Source organism: Alteromonas sp. MmMcT2-2 (assembly GCF_022348305.1).
GTDB lineage: Bacteria > Pseudomonadota > Gammaproteobacteria > Enterobacterales > Alteromonadaceae > Alteromonas > Alteromonas macleodii.
Genome location: NZ_JAKRFA010000035.1, coordinates 1 through 17,638, shown reverse-complemented (window position 1 = coordinate 17,638; position 17,638 = coordinate 1). Strand labels below are relative to the sequence as shown.

Here is a 17,638-nt window from a genome sequence, read left to right as displayed (position 1 = left end):
GAAGATTAGATTAAGAATGATTAACATTTTTTAATGTCTAATAGGTAACAGGTTTTCTTATTGGAAAAATTGAAGTTATGCAATCGACAGGTCTTAGCGCTTGCTGATAGAAAATGACTATCACGGATAAACAGTTACAATTCATTAATTTATCGATATTGTAAACAAATCATAATGATACAATATAACATTGCACATTATCTTGGGAGAAATAACATGTTCACAGAAGAAATGGTTCATACCGCACTACAAACTTGGTGCGACAATGTAGTAGCGGTAGGTAAAGTGCACGCTGAAGGTGGCGATGTAAAAGCATTCGCTTCACAAGTGCTGTCAGATAACTACGACTACGATAATGGAAAAGTACTCTTTAAACCTACGCTTACTTTTGGCTCTCAAACATTTCGCCCAACAAAAAAAGGCGCTTTATCTTATTTCGTAGGCGGTAATAGCGACTATCCAAACGACAATGGCTTTAAATTAAAGCCATGGGTGAAGGTTTGGTATAGCAAAGAAGACTTTATCTTAAACGGTGAGCTTGCCATTGTTCAGTGTAACGTACACTTTATCGGCGAAGACGACAGCCATATTTTTGTAAACAAGAGCTTTGTTTTCAAACAATGTGAAGACGGAAAAATTCGCATTATCCTTCATCAATCTTCGCTTCCGTATCAGCCTTAAAAGGTAGTTGATACGTTTTAACTAATTAAAAAAGAGTCATGACTTAAAGACAGCCATGACTCTTCATTTTTGACTATCCATTAATTATCTGGCTTTGAGGTGTCTCTGCCTAGTGCTTGTTTAAGCTCAGCTAAATAGTTTTCGAAAGGCTTCCACTGCCCCATCCCTGTTTTGTATATAGGTTGGCGAACCTGTTCAGAGCTTGGCGTCTTTATCACCCGTTTGGTTTGGTGAAACGCTAAGCATGCTTCTTCAAAATCTAACCCACAAAAATCTAGAATGCGTTTAACTTGCCCTTCCAAATCATCCAGAACATCTTCGTGCTGTACAGTAAGAATTTCCCCAGGCAACACACTATGCCAATGATCCATAAGCTGTTCATAAGCATTATAGTAACGGCCAATATCGTCAAGCGAATAGCTGAACTCTTGCCCCTCACCGAATAACTGTTTAAAGCCACTAAAACAGCAGTCCATTGGGTTTCTGCGTGCATCAATAATTTTGGCGTTAGGCAGTATCTTTTTAATTAAGCCTATGTGAATGAAGTTATTGGGCATTTTATCAATGAAAAATGCCGCGCCTTGTCGGTAAGCTTTAGTCTGCTCAATATAACGGGCACCAAGCTTTTCGAGGGTTGCACTATCTAGTTCGCTCACGTTAAACGGATAAGGTGTTTTTTGATGACTTAATGATGAAGCAATACCTAATATATCGTGTAGCTCCATGGTGCCGTCTACCTGCGAATGTGACGCGAGGATTTGCTCTAATAATGTCGAACCAGCGCGAGGCAAGCCCACAATAAAAATAGGATCGGGAGCTTGGCAGCCCTGTTTTGAACTGAAAGAACCCGCCGTGAAAGCCTGCTGCTGAGCGTCTAAGGCCTTCTCTGTTCTACTAATATCAAATTGAAGCGTACTGTGTTTAAGTTTATTGCCTTGGTCATAGTAGGCAAACGCTTTATCTGCCTGGCCTTTGTCTTCAAACCCTTTACCTAACGCAAAACAAATGTGAATTTTATCGTCTAACTTTATCGAGCTAGCTTCAACTTGCTTGCACATTTGCGACAGCATGTTGTCGCTGAATTTGTAGGTTTTTGTATTCGCTAAACTCCAATAAGCGTCGCCGTAATCATTCGCGTATTCAACCGCTTTTTCATAGGCGTTAACGGCATCCGTAGTATCGCCTTTTGCTTTTAACGCATGGCCCAATGCAACCCACACTTTAGGTCTATCAGCATTTTGTGACAACACTTCTTTGTATAGGCTTATTGCTTCATCTAACTGACCGACGCCAACAAGTGCATGGGCCAAGCTGGTTTTAATAGCAAAGCTTTCTGGGTTCAGCGCTAATCGCGCCTTCGCTACCTTCACCGCATCTGGGAATTTGCCTAGTTTAGATAAAACATTTTGATAGGCTAATGCGGCACGCTCATTGTCAGGATAAAGCTCAACGCAGCTTTCTAAAAGAAATTCAGCATCGCTATATACCTTAAGCTGCATGCCTATTTCAGCAAGTAACATCATTGCTTCTGGATGATGTTTTTGCTTAGTTAAAAACTGTCGGCATACTTGCTCTGCTGCTGAAAACTGCTTTTCATACATTAAATCGTAAGCACCGAGTACCGGTGCAGGAAGTGACTGCAAATGTTCGATTTGCTGGGTCGCCATTGATACTGCAGGTACGTCGTCATGGCTTTTATAAATGGTAAGGAGCTTTTTCCAACTGCTAATTAGCGCGGGGTTAAAATGCGTAGCTTTAAAAAATGCGTTAGCCGCTGCTTGATGGTTGCCGGTGGCTTCATGGCAATAAGCTAACTCTTGATATCCTCTACCATAATCTGGCTTAAGACCAAGTAGCGCATCAATATGTTTAAACGCTTCGTTATATTGTTTAGACAGCCTTTGAATAACCGCTGTTAAATAGTGTGTTTCCGCCTTCTGTTGATCGCTCAACGATGCAGAAAAAAGCGTTTGCATGCTTTCCATTGCAATTGAGAACTGTCCACGCTGCAGTGCCTGCTTTACAGCGCGTACTTGTTGTTGAAATTCTTCTGGTGTCATAGCCTACTTTATTATTCTATTTGCGAAATATAGCGCGCTTTTATGAGCCTAATTAAATACATAAATACGAGCGTTTCAGCACAGCTGCTATTTTAGTATACGCGTTAGTTACTAAATACAGATACTACCGAAATTTTTAGCTTTAGTAATGAGAACGGCAGACTTATGTCTGCCGTTTGATAACGCTATTGCGTGGTTAACGTTACATCAACCACTGATAACTATTAATAATAGTCGTAAGAGAAGCGAAGACCTATAGTACGAGGGCGATTAGTCACAACCTTAGGCGTATACTGCTGTGTATCAATGTTCAAGATTGCTGATTTGTCGAAAACGTTGTCAACGAATGCTTCAACTTTCCAGTTTTGATACGTCATCCCCACAGATACATTACCAATCACGTAACTTTCCTGAATGTAGCGACCACCACGAATTGTTTCGCCATCTGCACCTGGATACGTTGCGCCTTTAAACTCGTCACCCTCATCTTTAATTTTCAGACCCGAGCCCGTGCCATAAATCAATCGAGTTGCATCTTCCATGGCATAGGCGTTCATCACCATGCCAGCAAGACGGTCGCCGGTGTAGGTAAGTGATGCATTAACATACCCTTCTTTACCGCCATCTAACTCAAAGAAATAACGTGCGCTAATGTTGCCTGAGAAATCAGCAGAGTACGGAAGCTCACTGCCTACGCCAGCCGCGATATCTTCTAGTTCAGGGTTAATACTAACCAGCTCAGTATCCAGTACGCTAAATGCTGCGTTAATAACTAGGTTATCTGTCGCTAACCAAGTAATGTCTGCATCAATCCCTTTAACTTCTGCATCACCAACATTATCGGTAAAGACTAAGAAACTAATATTTGCTGGGTCGAAACGCGACGTTTGCAAGTCACTGATTTCTGAATAGTAACCAGTAGCATTAACACGCAAGATACCGTCTAAGAAATCACCTTTCAGGCCAATTTCGTAGTTATCCAGCGTATCTGTTGTTGAGTAAACCGGAACACGGAAATCCGCAAAGGCCCCAGTGTCATTTGCCGCTGCGTCACCACCTAGTCTGTTAGTTACTGGTGGACGGAAGCCTTCTGAATAGTTCGCGAAAAGCAATACGTTTTCATTTACTTTCCAGTCAAGGCCAAATTTGAAGATGGTATCGTCAACAGTGAGTACACCGTCACCGTCTAGTAATCCAATTTCCAATGAACCATCTTGGATAGCATCTACAACACCTTGGCCGTCAAGACCCAAACCATCATAAACGGCGGGATCTAGCACGCCTTGACCATAGGCTTCTAATCGGCCTGTTACGTCGCGTGTTGATGTAGCGCCGCGATAAATATCGTCAATTTGATACCAGCGCGCACCAATGGTAGCAGTAAGCGTATCAGTAATTTCATAGCCTAGCTGACCAAATACTGCGATCTGCTCGATAGTATGCGTAACATCGTTTACAAAGCTAATTTCAGGAGAGAAAGGGCCACCATCGCTGTTAATTCCACGGTCACCCGCCAGCGCATTCCATGAACCCGCAAGGTTCTCAAAGATTTCAGGGCTTGCGATTTTAAACTGGCCTACCGAGCCTACTTCCTGTTCGTCATAAAACACACCCGCCGTTAGCTGCCATGGTGTATCCATCGTTGTGCTGAAACGTAGTTCGTGGGTTAAGCGAGTGCTAGTGGTGTCTTCTTTGTAGTATTTACTTGGATCGAGGCAGCGCGCGTCATCTGGATTATCTGGCGTTTCATAGTGCGTACACACATAGTACGCGGAAAATAAGCCGCCGTTGGTGTAGCCTGTGTAATCGGTAAGCGTGTCTATTTCACGGTCAAGGTAACCACCGGTATACACCACATCTAGTTTTTCCAAACGACCATTTAGGGTCCATGTGGTTAAGCCAAATTCGTCGGAGTTTTCATCGCTTTGAAAGCGAATTGCCGAGCTTTCGCCTTCCACTGTGGGGTCGTAGGCAAACACACCTTCTGTATCAAGTGTTTGTTGAGTGTGTTGAACCAGTACATCCCAATCTTCGTTGATAATGTAAGACAACCCGAATCGCGCCCCTGAGTAAACCGCGTCATTAAAGTTATCTTCAACATGTTCGCTGTTTCTTGGCGACACAACGGCTGCTTCACTGCGGGTAAAACCATTGATTTCACGACGTGCATCCATCGCAGCCGGATCGATGCCCTGTTTCTGCAATGCATTTCCAGAAATACGATCAATAACTACTGCACTTCCAATGTAACCACCATTTCCTGGCTCATTTTCAATGTTGTCAATCCAACCGCCCTGACTTTCATTGTAGGCAGCCACACGCAGCGCAAGGTTGTCAGTTGGAGTAACGTTGAAATATGCCTCCACCGTGTTACTCATATCTCCGCCTTTTGTGGTAGAGATACTGGTATCGAAGCCTGCAGCAAAACCAGAATGATCTGGCTTGTTTGTGATTAGACGAACTGTACCTGCCTGAGAACTCGCACCAAATAACGTACCTTGCGGCCCAGGTAGAACCTCTACACGCTCAACATCGGTCGCAAAAATATCTAAGTTTCGGCCAGCCATAGAAACAGGCATTTCATCAAGATAGAAAGCCACTGAGGGCTGAAGTGCTTGAACAGATGACAGGGTAATGCTTGATTGCGTTGTCGCCGCACCACGAATGTATATTTCGTTTTGCCCTGGACCTGTACCTTGGAATACCACATTCGGTAAAAACTCTACGTAGTCTTGGAAGTTATCAATACCGAGGTTTTCTAATGCTTTTCCATCTAACGCAGAGACTGCGACAGGGACATCTTGGATTGATTCACTTCTTTTCGTGGCGGTAACTTCTATGGTTTCAAGTTTAGCGGGCGCTTTAGTTTCTTGCGCAGCCAGAGAGGTGGATGCCAGTGCAGCGATGATTGCACAGCTAAGCTGAGTTTTTCGCATTTGTGTGTGTTTCCTTCAATTGTTTTTTTATTCTTCGGACAGTGTTTACTTAAAACACATATCAAAAAGATCATATATTACGATACACAATCTATTAATTATTTCTACTCTAACGATTAATAATTAACCAAAAACACCTAAAACCTAGCAGAAAGTCTAATTTTTATCGTAAAAACAACTGCAAAAAAAAGACTGCACTTTGACTCATCGACCAAATACATACAAATCAAATAATTTCATCTGATGTTTATAAAAAATGCTCCATGCGGTATATTTCTGCGTATAAACCGAAATTTATAAAAGGTGAAAGGAATTTACTGCGTGATTGAGAACGAAAATAAATCTCCACTCAACAAGCCGGTGTTTATTACATCGTCAGCTTTAATCCTATGTTTACTTATCTTCGCTGCTGGTGCTCCTGAAACAGCAGACGCGCTTTTCCAAAAGCTTCAGAGCGCAATTGTGACCAACGGTAGTTGGTTTTATGTATTTACTGTCGCAGTAATTGTGGTGTTTGTTGTTTTCCTCGGCATGTCACGCTACGGCGAAATTAAGTTAGGCCCAGATCACGCAAGCCCCGAATTTAGCTTTGGGACTTGGCTTAGTATGTTATTTGCAGCAGGAATGGGAATTGGGCTTATGTTCTTTGGCGTTGCCGAGCCCTTAATGCACTTTTTAGCGCCCCCCACTGCACAGGCTGAAAGTATTGACGCCGTTCGCGAAGCAATGAAAACCACATTTTTCCATTGGGGTGTTCATGCTTGGGCAATTTATGCGGTAGTGGCGCTGATTTTGGGCTATTTTGCGTACCGTCAAAACTTACCTCTTACACTGCGTTCTGCTTTATATCCATTAATTGGAGACCGGATTTATGGCTGGCCTGGGCACGTGGTTGATATATTCGCGGTTACATCAACGGTTTTTGGTGTATCGACGTCGCTAGGCTTTGGTGCTTCGCAAGTAAATGCGGGGTTTAACTATTTATTTGGTCTACCGTCAAATACTGGTGTTCAAATAGCTATAATGGCAGGCGTTGTTGGTTTAGCCGTTATTTCTGTAACTACTGGCTTGGAAAAAGGCATACGCCGTCTTTCAGAAACCAATATGGTTTTAGCCTTACTGTTACTTTTAATTGTTCTTGTTTTAGGCCCAACCGTATTTTTACTACAAGCGTTCATGCAAAACACAGGGGCTTATCTGTCTGATTTAGTGCGCAACACATTTAACCTGTTCGCCTATGAAAAAACAGATTGGATTGGTGGCTGGACCATCTTCTACTGGGGTTGGTGGTTAGCATGGGCGCCGTTTGTTGGCCTGTTTATCGCGCGTATCTCATACGGTAGAACCATCCGCGAATTTGTAATGGGCGTACTGCTTATTCCATCAGCATTTACACTATTTTGGATGACCGTATTCGGCAACGCCGCTATTGATCAGGTGTTAGTGCAAGGTAAAGACGTACTTGCACAAATGGTAAATGAAGATACTTCAGTGGCACTGTTTGTATTTTTAGAGCAGTTCCCTTTCGCTTCAGTACTAAGCCTTATAGCAGTATTGATGGTCATTGTGTTCTTTGTAACCTCATGTGATTCGGGTGCCATGGTTGTCGATATGCTGTGTTCACACGGTGAAAACAATACGCCGTTGTGGCAACGAGTATACTGGGCTGTTGGCGTTGGTGTGGTGAGTTCAGTGCTGCTTTACGCTGGTGGGCTTGGCGCGCTGCAAACTATGACGATTGCCGCCGCACTGCCATTTGCTATTGTGTTGCTTATCGCTATATCGGGACTATTGAAAGCCCTTCGTATCGAGGCGTACAAACGTGAAAGTTTACAAGTACTAACGGGTACACCGCAGCATAATGACTCTGACAAAAACTGGAAAGAGCGCCTTGAAAATATTGTGACCTTTCCAGATGAAACTGCCGTTCGTCGTTACATCAACAAAGTGGTGAAGCCTGCGCTAACAGAAGTAAGCGAGGAGTTTAAAGCGCAGCAATTCGAAATAAAAATTGAAGATACCGACGAAGCACTCGTATTAACCGTTGATATGGGCAATGACCCTGAGTTCATTTATGCTGTGCATCCTGTATCGACAGAACAGCCTGAATTTGGTCCAAGTGACACACCAGCACTGGACGAAAACAAAAAGGCCACGTACTATCGCGCCGAAGTGCACCTTAGTGAAGGTGGTCAGAACTATGATATTATGGGCTGGTCGAAGATTTCGGTCATTAATGACGTCATCGATCACTATCATAAGCACCAACATTTTATTCATTTGCTTAAGTAACCGCTGGGTTACGCATTTGTTGGAAGTAACATGCGAAAAGAAGAAGAACTATTAGTGGCACTACGGCGCGTAATACGCGCTGTAGACCTACGCAGCAAGCAGCTAAGTAAACACGTGGGTTTAACAGGCCCACAGCTATTGGTGATGCAAAATATTGAAGAGCGCCCAGGTATAATGGTGCGCGAAATTGCAGAGAATATTAACTTAAGCCCTGCAACCATCACGAATATTCTAGATAGACTAGAATCACGAGACTTAGCTACGCGCATAAGAAGTACGCAAGATAAACGAAAAGTGGGCGTATTCTTAACCGAACGCGGTAAAGAGGCGGTGGTTGACGCACCTCGCCCGCTTCAAGAACACTTTGTCGAGCGTTTTTCACAGCTTAAAGAGTGGGAGCAAAGCCAAATGGTCGCTACCGTTCAGCGAATTGCTAGCATGATGGATGCTGAAGATATTGATGCCTCCCCTTTCCTGGAGTTAGGCAGTATTTCAGAAAAAAGCTAATAGCCTTTGTCTTCTTTAAAAAAATGGCCTTCACTTGAAGGCCATTTTTGTATCTATCTTTGGTGCTGGCGTAGAAGTGCTCAGCTGACTGCTATGACTTCGCCTTAAGTGGATTTACCTTTCCACCTGTGACTTTGTCAGCGCGCCCTTCCTCTTTCGCTTTCTCAGCACGGCGCTTGCGGATTTCTTTAGGGTCAGCAATAAGCGGGCGGTAAATTTCAATACGGTCGCCATCGGTAAGCGTGTCGCGAAGCTTAACCACGCGGCTCCAAATACCCACTTTCGTTGCTTTCAAATCAATCTCGGGAAACTGCTCAAGCACGTTAGACGCGTTTATCCCTTCTTCCACCGTCGCATTTTCATGAATAGCAACATCAATGATAGTTTGCTTGGTGGGTAACGCGTAGGCAACCTCAATATTGATGAGCTTCTTACTCATGCGTAAACGCTCCGCGCTCGGTCTGTAAACGCTGCAACCATACTGCTGGCTAAACTGTTAAACACTTTACCAAAAGCCATTTCAGCTAGCTTATTACTGAATTCAAACTCTAGGTTTAATTCAATTTTACAGGCTTCTTCTGATAACGCTGAAAATGTCCAGCCACCGGTAAGCGAGCGAAACGGACCGTCGACCAGTTGCATTTGAATACTTTTACCTGGCTCTAAAACATTGTGCGTTGTAAACCATTGCTTAATACCTGCTTTTGCAACTAACAATGACGCTTTCATGCTTTGCGCTGACGTGTCGAGGATTTTGCTATCGGTACAGCCTGGCAAAAACTCTGGGTAGGAAGCTACATCGTTGACTAAGTTAAACATGGCTTCTGCGCTATGGGCTACCAGCGCGCTTCTATGAATACTTGGCATTGATTCCACTACAATTAAAACTCTTGGCCGCATTGTATCACAGAAAATTTGGTTCGCTCGTATTCGGTTTTGAACCAAATGCCCCAATATAAGATAACAATGACAACTAAAGACATTCCTTTGAACAATCAGTATAATAGCCAGCATGAAAAAGAATAAAGCCAACAAAAACACCACAGGAAATATCGCGCAGAATAAAAAAGCGCGTCACGACTATTTCCTAGAAGACAAGTTCGAAGCCGGACTTGAGCTTCAAGGGTGGGAAATTAAAAGTATTCGTGCCGGTAAAGTGAACATTACCGATGCGTACATTATTATCCAGAATGCCGAAGCGTATTTGGTAGGGTGTAGAATTAGTCCGCTGAATCAAGCCTCTACCCACGTTATCGCTGCTCCAGAGCGTGCTCGCAAATTGTTGCTGAACAAACGAGAAATTGACCGCTTAATGGGTGCACGAGACCGCCAAGGTTATTCAATCGTTGCCACGTCTATGTATTGGAAAAAGTGTTGGGTGAAACTAGAAATTCACCTAGCAAAAGGTAAGCACGCCCATGACAAGCGTGACACCATTAAAGACAAAGATTGGCAACGTCAAAAAGAACGAATGATGAAACACAGCGTTTAACGCTGTGTTTTTATTTGGGCTGCCAAAAAAGAAGTGTAATAGGTTTAACCTACGTCTCGTTTCGTCATTTTCTTGCGATGTAGCATATCAAGAATCAGACTCCACAGCGGTGACGGGTTTCTTAAAGTGGTTAGGTTGTTCCCAAGGCGTCTAAGTTGTCTTCGCACCATGGCCATATTCGCAAGGCTTGCAAGCGATTTATCTTTCCAAGAGCAGTGTGGAATTATGCCCGAATACGCCCATTCTTGTTGCCACTTTTTAGCTAAGTCGGGCGTAATAGCAAGGGCGCTGGCTAATCCAACAAGAGCACAGCCCTGCTCAATCACTTCCTCTGCTACCTCGGCCCTTTTTATACCGCCTGTTGTCATAAGCGGAATATCAGTTTTACTCACCAGTGCCTGCGCAAATTCCAAAAAGTACGCTTCTCTGGCCAGTGTGGTGTCGTCACGGGTTTGCCCTTGCATGGCAGGCGCTTCATAACTGCCGCCAGACAACTCTACAACATCAACACCCAAGGCTTCCAAGCGATTTACCACCTCACAGGCATCATCAAAAGAAAAACCATTTTTCTGAAAATCTGCAGAGTTAAGCTTTACCATAACAATAAAGTCTTTAGCGCAAACCGCTCGAACCTGACTGACTATGTTTATCAGCAAGCGGGCGCGATTAATAATAGAACCGCCCCACTCGTCTTGACGCTGATTAGTAAGCGGAGACAAAAACTGCGTAAGCAAGTAACCGTGAGCGGCGTGAATTTCAACGCCATCAAACCCGGCTTTTTCAGCTTGCTTAGCAGTTTGAACGAAACGTTTGCACACATCGTGAATGTCTTGGCAGGTCATTTCTCGTGGTTGAGCAAACAGCTTGGAGTGTTTACCCATATCAAGCGGTACAGCAGAAGGCGCAATAGCTTTGCCTTTCATCGCTTTAAATACCTGTCGTCCAGGGTGATTAATCTGCATTATGGCTAAAGCGCCATTAGACTTAATGATTTTTGCCCACTTTTGAAACGGTGCGATGTCGGTATCTTTTTCGAGTGCAACGCCACCTGGCCCTGTCATGGCGCCTTTATCGACCATAACGTTGCCTGTGATCACCATGCCTAAATTGCCGTGGGCCCAATATCGATAGAGTGAGTACAAAGACTCTCCGGGAATATTTCCCATACTCGACATATTTTCTTCCATAGCAGCTTTAACAAGACGGTTTCGCGCTGTTACGCCACATGGCAAGGTATACGGAGAATACAATATGGAATCTGAAGACATTTACACTACAAGCCTTTTAATTATGCTCACGTACTTTAATGGTTCTTGCTACTAATTGCATCATTACATCAGCACTATTTCCTTAAAAATTCGCTAAAGTAATCAAATAAAAAGCGCTATTTTAGTTTATAAATTGCGTTTCTTGTACAGCCCTTGTGCGCTCGGCACTTGAATTTTACTCAAGCATCCACATATCTATGGTAGTTCAATAATACTCAATGTTTGTGTGTTGCTGTTTAAGCAAAGCTTCAAATGAAAGCCACACAGGTAAGCTTTTGAAAAACTAGATGTTATTTTTGGTTGATTTATAGCCAAACCCTTAAAATTTATAGTAATTTTCAAAAGAATGTATTTCACCATGTAACAATTGTGCTATTATTGAAAATCACACTCGGGGCTGATTAGGATTCGACAGGATCTAGGAAGCCGGAGGTGCATGCAGAGGAGCGGTTTGCCTCTTAAAAAGCCGCATTTAAATAGTCGCAAACGACGAAACATACGCACTAGCCGCTTAATAACCGGCATAGGCCCTTCCACCCTAGTCTTTTCCTGCTAGCGGGGATTCGGAAGGTCATCCAAGTAGGATAGCGAGGGAACCTTGTCTAAGGGTGAACCGCGAAACAGTATTAGGCCAGCTGCAAGGAAATCCTGTTTGTCGGAGTTCCAAGCAGTTAAATAAATGACAAACTAAGCATGTAGTACCAAAGGTAGACATTTTCTGGACGCGGGTTCAAATCCCGCCAGCTCCACCACATTAAACCCACTACAGCCCCACTACAACGGGGGCTGTAGCGGAATCCCCAACTAACAACCCACTAGCAATCAAAAATAAAGTACACTTGTTCTGCACGCACCGTATTTAAAGGGTTTCAGGCTTTTTTTGAAGTTTTGGGTTTTATTTAAATTTAGATGTAAATACACAAATACCACACGTAGATTTTTCCGGTTCTTCGCTTAGGCTAGCGATGGTACTTTTACTCTACGTGTAGTTTTTGTGTGAAAAATTAGGGATGTGCAAGTTAATGGGTATAGTCTGCTAGGAGATAAAGCAGACCGTCATGAAATGAATCATCGAAGTCCGCTGTAGACAAAGAGCGGACGTCCAATGATGTGATATCTGCTTATTGCTTTTGTTATAAGTTGATATCGGAATTTATTGGCAGTCTTTGATTTTAAGAAGATAACCTGGACCAGTCTATTTTGTCCTTATAGCTTTGTGGTTGCTGATCAATCGATTGCATTACTTTTTCAAGTATCGTAGCTGCCGAGGTGCCTTTCTCTCGTTCTTGAGCAATCAAAATTTCATTTCGTTTAAGCAATGATTCGTTCTGGCTAGCAAAGAGAACTTCACTTGCATCAGTTACTGGCTGACCAGTTCTAGTGTATGTTGCTCCGTCACCTGTAGCCGGATTCAAGCTAGAGATATCGATTAAAGGGTTATTAAGTCCGTATGTAAAAGCCGCAAGCATTTCTTCGGCTTTTTGATTGCTTTGATTGGCTACTTGCATCACAAAACTATTCGAAAACTCTCTGCCTTTTTCCTTCGCAGCCAGATCTAGCGCTGGCTTTGAAAGTATGACTGTATCTCCTTGGCTTGTAGGCGCTTCATCAACGACATTTTGGGGCTTTGTTTCAGACTGCTTATATGTTTGTATGGGAGACGTTGCGTAACTGGATGATATGAGCATAATTTTGCCGAACTATTAATTGATGATAATAAAGAGCAATTCTTAGACCAAAACTGAACAGTATTCATTTCAGAAAAGTGCATTTTTCTTCAATAACAGATAGCTTAAAGGTTATGATTATGAGGCTTTCATCCGACTTACCACCATTAAACTACTGATAACTTAATACGGCTTTACCGGAACTGTAATAAGGCTATTTGTGCAAAACTAGCTTTGTTCGCGCGGTTTAACCGAAGAGACGCTTTTAGATTCTTGAAGTTATCCAACTGATTAACGTCGAGGCAATACTTTTCCGTTTGACGGCAGGCATTGTCCTTCTGAGATTCGATAGCTCCCTCGACCCTATTGTTTGATGTTTCGCACCTGAACGACCGCAATACGTACATTTTTGCCGTTTGACTAATACCTTATGAGCAGCAGCTTCTGGCACAGGTAATATAAATTTAAAAATATTATCAGAGTTATAGCTAAAAATATTTAAAGCGGGTTCAAAAGAGGCTTTTGCCCCAAAAGACTACCATTTCGAGCATTTACTTCCGCAGTGTAGGCCTCGGAACTGCTATCTACCAAGGCATACTGGTAGTCTAAGTATTCATGAATGTAGCGCTTTGTCATTGTATCTAGCTTTAGTTCACCGCTAGCAAATTTAGGCAGGTCGTCAGCTCGTAGTGAAGGGATAACGAGCCTGTTTGCAACGTAAACGCAAAACTGGTCTCCACTCAACCGACCCGATGCATGGCTATTAAGTCTTGTTATCAGCCCAAACTTTCTGTCAGATTTGTGATTTTCAATTTGACGACCTGACATGCCGCAATAAAGAAGTTCGTCACTCTTCCATATTGCATAAATCCCAGCAGATATCTTGGGTATATCAGAGTTAGGCCATTCAGAAAATTTATAGCGTTTTGAAAATTCCATTTTTCCCTATTAGACAGGCTTTTAACGCTTTAAAAGCGTTCGTATTGCTTTATTACTCTATCTTAGCAATGTCGCGCTAAAACTAAAGTATCTTATTTATAGGTATTTCAAATCAGAAAGCCAAAAGCCACTGTCTAAATTAGTCAGTGGCTTTTGGCTTTCTGAATGCTGCTATTACTTAGCTATCGGCTACGAACTTCCTGTCGTTTAGACTGCTTTTCATAAGCTTCAATATAGTTACCATAGTGTTCAAACAACTGTTGTGGCGAAGCGTGCCCCATGAGCTTCGAAATTTTCCATAGGTTTTCGCCTTGAGATATTAGCCTTGTAGCAAACGTGTGACGAAGTTGATATGGATAGCGATATCGCACCCCAGCCCTTTCAATAATTTTTGACCATCTGTGCTTTCTAAATGAGTCAGCGTTCCATCGTCTTCCTTGGTCATTAACAAATACGTACTCCTCGTCATGTTTATCCATTTCTAGCTCTAACAAGTCTGCAAGCTCTTGAGAAATCGGTATAGCGCGATGTCCGGCTTCAGTCTTAGTATCTTTTGTCACACCGTGAACAACTGCATCGTAAATAGTAACTTCAAGACTTACGAGGCAAACATCTGTTTTTTTGAGTGCGACCCACTCACTTGGCCTCACTCCCGTCTCGCTCCAAAAAGTGACAATTGCTTTCTCCGTATCTCGGGTCTCCTTTATGATTTTAGTCAATTCGTTCGGAGTAAAAGGAAGAACGTCTTTATGCTTTTTCCTGTTATCGCTTTTTTTTGCAATCTTAATATGATCTTTTAACTTAAAGCCTATAAGTGGGTTTTGCCTGATTACCTTATCTGTAATTGCTGCATCCAATGCAGACCGCAAAACTGATAGCCGATTACCTAACGTTTTTGAAGAAACGGTAGCGTTCTCAACGAAGTTAACAATAGTAATTCGCTCCAGTTCAGCTACAGGTATGCTCCACAATGGCTCAAGACCTTTCAAATCTTTTTTGTAGCCAACGATTGTAGATATGGAAAGTCCTCGCTCCTCTGCTTTATCAATATACCTGTCTAAATAAGTTTTAACCGTAATTGACTTCGTTGCCCCACCAAACAACTTTAGCTTTGTAGATTTAGGGAAAAAATCGGCGTAGAAAAATGTTCCTTTAGCGATTTCATGCTTGATGGTTCCCAATTTATTAGCTGCCGCATTGAGGCCTGCCTGAGTAATACCATAACCAACAGGCTCACGACACTGAATACCCTTGAAGGTAAACGCCAGTTGGATACCCGTTGCACGCTCGTGCTTATCATAACGAATTGACACACCGCGCACCGTTTTCAGTTTTTCAGCATTTTTCTTTAACAACATATATAAATTTTCCTATTTACGAATTAGAACCGCTATTACGCGCCCAGTCACTTATCGCCACAAGATCTACCCAGCGTTCGCGAACATTTGCCGGAGTAAAATAGTGACTCCCCTTTACCCAATAACCGCGCTCAATGCGGCGCTCAACTGCCTTAATGGATTCTCCAGAAATAACGCAATACTGGCTTAATGGAACCGTTGTTAACATGTGTCTCTTCAACCTTTTTATTCTGTCAGCCAGCCTAAAAAAACTTATCGAACTGACTGTTACTTTTAGTTTCCCTATACTCGTACGATGTTATCCGCCATGATAACTCTTAAAAAATGACTATCGTTGTAAGCAGCTGTTGAATCGCTCTCTCTGTGCTGTGGCAATAAGGGAATGCTATAAAAAAACTTAAAAAATCCGATGCAAATTTACGTGCTTTTGTGTATTGGAGAGCTATCTACATGAATATGCTGGAAAAAATAATTAAAACTTTTTTCAGAACTTTATTTTTCGTCATAAAATTGTTTGAATGACTTTTCGGTGTAAATAAGAAAGTCTAATTTTCGACCAAGGAATGCAGTTTATAATGAACAAAGACAGAAGGTTGTTAGCGTAGCAAGGCGTAATAGCACTATTATCTCATTTAACGCTGTCACACCTCGGCTAGTCATTAGCAACAAGCTCTTTAATTAAAATAATGAGACGGTACTTTTGCGATTAATGCATCGCTGAGTGTTCAATAATCACATTAATTTCTTACGCCAGACTTACTTTCAAAGCCAGTCGTCATCGAAACTACAGAGGCCATCGCTGATAAAATCATCACAGTCAATCAACGAAACTGAGTCGGAGAAACATTCCATCTCAAGTGGTGACTCAAAAATATCAATGCTTGCGTCTACCTCAGATAACGAAGCGCTGTCTTCATGAGCGAGTGGGCCATCACCAATCACATATCCACCAATATCAATACTGCTATTTTTCATCAATGGAAGGCCTGAGCCAGGGTTTACATGTGGTGTCTCTACCATCTCGGTAGATGATTCAGAGGTCTCAAGCGAGATGTCGCAGTGATCAAATAGTTTATGGCTTAACAATGTCATATTAATTCCTGAAATCTTGATTTGGTTACTAGAAATTTAATGGGATTTATGGCATTTTCAATTTCATTGACTGCATAGTCAGCAACAATGTAATTGCTTCCTAAGCGACAACAAGTTCATATAAAAATGCTTAGTTTTTTCTGCGATATTTGTGCTATTTCCCCCTTCCCCAAATAAATTCCCTTCTTAAGCTCCCTATTACTTCTGAGGTCAATTCAGAAAGTAAGGAAGGTAAAATATGAAAGGTAGTCGCCGTGCGCTCTACTCAGCGTTGTTTTGGGTGACAGAATGGGGAATGATGGTAGGAGACGTTTTGTTTGCCGTATGGCTCATACAACTTATCACACAGTTTGAAGTCCACAACTCTTATCCATTTGTGGGCTTGAAAGGCTGGGCTTTTATTTTTTTGCTTTAAGCTACAGCGTTAAATTGCGAAGTTTTGCGAAAAAAATTCCTTATTCAGAATGATGATTAGAGCACCCTAGGGTGCTCTAACGTCTTCCTGATACGAGCTACTATTTACATGCACCAGGTAGACGACAGGCGCATGAAGATGGTGCGTGACACGCATGATCATCCCCACAACGCGCAGCTTTGTTACTGTTCGCACCATAAAGCACATCTGTTGGATATTTTCCAAAATGCTTTTCATACAACGCAACAGTTTCGTCAAAGGCAGTTTGCAATGAGCGTTGGTCGTCATCACCGTAGATACCAAAGTATGGGTAATGGTGAATGAAGTAGCCAAATATTGCTTCGCAATCCTTCTGGTACGCCACCGTATCAAGGATATGCTCATGCCAAAACTTGTCTACAAGCTTATTCGGCACTAAGGCAACTTTAGGATAAATCAGCTTCAAGAAAAGAAACTTTTTGTATTCTTCCTCTGCGAAGTCTATCAACTCTTCAGTCCAAGTGGCCTCAGACGATTTAGATAGCTTCCATTTCAACTTATCCAAGTTTAGCGAATTTATTGCCGCGTGCTGCTCACTATACTTGCCGACATCAGCCCCTATTTTTTGTTCGAACGCCATATTTGCAACTTGTGCTATTACAGTATTCATATTATTTGCCTCCCTGTTGAATTTGCTTACTACGATTTCCGTGTTTCTGGTCATACTGCTTGTTAGTTCCAGGTGTTCCTTTGTTAGGGTTTTTCTGGTTTGCAGAATTATCCGTTGGCTTAATTTTTTTCTTTTGAGACATATCTTTGTTTCCTTTTTAAAAGTTGAAAGTACGATACAAACACGTAAGCGATCAATATAGGCCGTCTTCCCCAGATTTAGCTACTCCGTAAAATAGCCTCCGTAGATTTTACTAACGGAGACTTTACTGATGGCAACAAA

The 17,638-nt window shown here is 42.4% G+C and carries 17 protein-coding genes and 1 other RNA gene; 6 read left to right on the top strand and 12 right to left on the bottom strand.

Going from position 1 to position 17,638, the window contains the following annotated elements:
* Nucleotides 1–216: 216 nt before the first annotated feature.
* A complete protein-coding gene (locus tag MHM99_RS16605) occupies nt 217–681 on the top strand; it encodes a hypothetical protein (protein WP_049586693.1) in 465 nt (154 codons plus the stop codon).
* An 80-nt stretch (nt 682–761) separates the two neighbouring features.
* Here MHM99_RS16605 and MHM99_RS16600 read toward each other — a convergent pair whose 3' ends face one another.
* Together MHM99_RS16600 and MHM99_RS16595 are read right to left on the bottom strand one after the other, a co-directional pair.
* Entirely contained in the window at nt 762–2,741 is a 1,980-nt protein-coding gene (locus MHM99_RS16600) for a tetratricopeptide repeat-containing sulfotransferase family protein (protein ID WP_061485788.1), read from the bottom strand.
* A gap of 224 nt (nt 2,742–2,965) precedes the next feature.
* Entirely contained in the window at nt 2,966–5,677 is a 2,712-nt protein-coding gene (locus MHM99_RS16595) for a TonB-dependent receptor (RefSeq protein ID WP_049586690.1), read from the bottom strand.
* Between the two features lie 321 nt (nt 5,678–5,998).
* On the opposite strand from MHM99_RS16595, the gene betT reads away from it, so the two are divergent.
* On the top strand, nt 5,999–7,969 hold the full coding sequence (gene betT / locus MHM99_RS16590; protein WP_239220187.1) for a choline BCCT transporter BetT: 1,971 nt from the start codon (nt 5,999–6,001) through the stop codon (nt 7,967–7,969).
* 30 nt (nt 7,970–7,999) lie between these two features.
* Nucleotides 8,000–8,476, top strand: coding sequence for a MarR family transcriptional regulator (locus tag MHM99_RS16585; protein ID WP_012518305.1), 477 nt, complete (start codon nt 8,000–8,002; stop codon nt 8,474–8,476).
* 91 nt (nt 8,477–8,567) lie between these two features.
* On the opposite strand, the gene MHM99_RS16580 is transcribed toward MHM99_RS16585, so the two are convergent.
* The gene (locus tag MHM99_RS16580) at nt 8,568–8,915 is read right to left on the bottom strand and encodes an RnfH family protein (RefSeq protein WP_075176495.1); all 348 of its coding nucleotides are present in this window, start codon (nt 8,913–8,915) and stop codon (nt 8,568–8,570) included.
* Nucleotides 8,912–9,343, bottom strand: a complete 432-nt coding sequence (locus tag MHM99_RS16575; protein WP_014949308.1) for a type II toxin-antitoxin system RatA family toxin — start codon at nt 9,341–9,343, stop codon at nt 8,912–8,914. Before MHM99_RS16575 ends, MHM99_RS16580 begins: the two co-directional genes overlap by 4 nt.
* A gap of 145 nt (nt 9,344–9,488) precedes the next feature.
* Here MHM99_RS16575 and smpB point away from each other — a divergent pair, with 145 nt between their 5' ends.
* Nucleotides 9,489–9,968 carry an SsrA-binding protein SmpB gene (gene smpB, locus MHM99_RS16570; RefSeq protein WP_014949307.1) on the top strand — a complete coding sequence of 160 codons (480 nt, stop codon included), beginning with the start codon at nt 9,489–9,491 and terminating at the stop codon, nt 9,966–9,968.
* A 44-nt stretch (nt 9,969–10,012) separates the two neighbouring features.
* On the opposite strand, the gene MHM99_RS16565 is transcribed toward smpB, so the two are convergent.
* The gene (locus tag MHM99_RS16565) at nt 10,013–11,236 is read right to left on the bottom strand and encodes an NADH:flavin oxidoreductase/NADH oxidase family protein (RefSeq protein ID WP_014976383.1); all 1,224 of its coding nucleotides are present in this window, start codon (nt 11,234–11,236) and stop codon (nt 10,013–10,015) included.
* A gap of 393 nt (nt 11,237–11,629) precedes the next feature.
* Between MHM99_RS16565 and ssrA the strand changes: the two genes are divergently transcribed.
* Nucleotides 11,630–11,988: a transfer-messenger RNA gene (gene ssrA / locus MHM99_RS16560) on the top strand.
* 420 nt (nt 11,989–12,408) lie between these two features.
* On the opposite strand, the gene MHM99_RS16555 is transcribed toward ssrA, so the two are convergent.
* The 5 genes from MHM99_RS16555 to MHM99_RS16535 all read right to left on the bottom strand — a co-directional run bounded on the left by MHM99_RS16555 (nt 12,409) and on the right by MHM99_RS16535 (nt 16,292).
* Nucleotides 12,409–12,924, bottom strand: coding sequence for a hypothetical protein (locus MHM99_RS16555; RefSeq protein WP_187446485.1), 516 nt, complete (start codon nt 12,922–12,924; stop codon nt 12,409–12,411).
* Between the two features lie 477 nt (nt 12,925–13,401).
* The gene (locus MHM99_RS16550) at nt 13,402–13,842 is read right to left on the bottom strand and encodes a hypothetical protein (protein ID WP_239220186.1); all 441 of its coding nucleotides are present in this window, start codon (nt 13,840–13,842) and stop codon (nt 13,402–13,404) included.
* Nucleotides 13,843–14,024: 182 nt separating this feature from the next.
* Nucleotides 14,025–15,200, bottom strand: coding sequence for a site-specific integrase (locus tag MHM99_RS16545; protein WP_239220185.1), 1,176 nt, complete (start codon nt 15,198–15,200; stop codon nt 14,025–14,027).
* 16 nt (nt 15,201–15,216) lie between these two features.
* Nucleotides 15,217–15,408 (bottom strand): hypothetical protein, encoded by a 192-nt coding sequence (locus tag MHM99_RS16540; protein WP_020745041.1) that lies wholly within the window; start codon nt 15,406–15,408, stop codon nt 15,217–15,219.
* A 554-nt stretch (nt 15,409–15,962) separates the two neighbouring features.
* Nucleotides 15,963–16,292 carry a hypothetical protein gene (locus MHM99_RS16535; RefSeq protein WP_239220184.1) on the bottom strand — a complete coding sequence of 110 codons (330 nt, stop codon included), beginning with the start codon at nt 16,290–16,292 and terminating at the stop codon, nt 15,963–15,965.
* A 238-nt stretch (nt 16,293–16,530) separates the two neighbouring features.
* Here MHM99_RS16535 and MHM99_RS16530 point away from each other — a divergent pair, with 238 nt between their 5' ends.
* Nucleotides 16,531–16,707, top strand: coding sequence for a hypothetical protein (locus tag MHM99_RS16530; protein ID WP_239220183.1), 177 nt, complete (start codon nt 16,531–16,533; stop codon nt 16,705–16,707).
* A 100-nt stretch (nt 16,708–16,807) separates the two neighbouring features.
* Here MHM99_RS16530 and MHM99_RS16525 read toward each other — a convergent pair whose 3' ends face one another.
* Both MHM99_RS16525 and MHM99_RS16520 read right to left on the bottom strand, forming a co-directional pair.
* The gene (locus tag MHM99_RS16525; protein WP_239220182.1) at nt 16,808–17,356 is read right to left on the bottom strand and encodes a hypothetical protein; all 549 of its coding nucleotides are present in this window, start codon (nt 17,354–17,356) and stop codon (nt 16,808–16,810) included.
* Between the two features lies 1 nt (nt 17,357).
* Nucleotides 17,358–17,498: a hypothetical protein gene (locus tag MHM99_RS16520; RefSeq protein ID WP_020745037.1), complete on the bottom strand. Its 141-nt coding sequence runs from the start codon at nt 17,496–17,498 to the stop codon at nt 17,358–17,360.
* Nucleotides 17,499–17,638 lie beyond the last annotated feature (140 nt).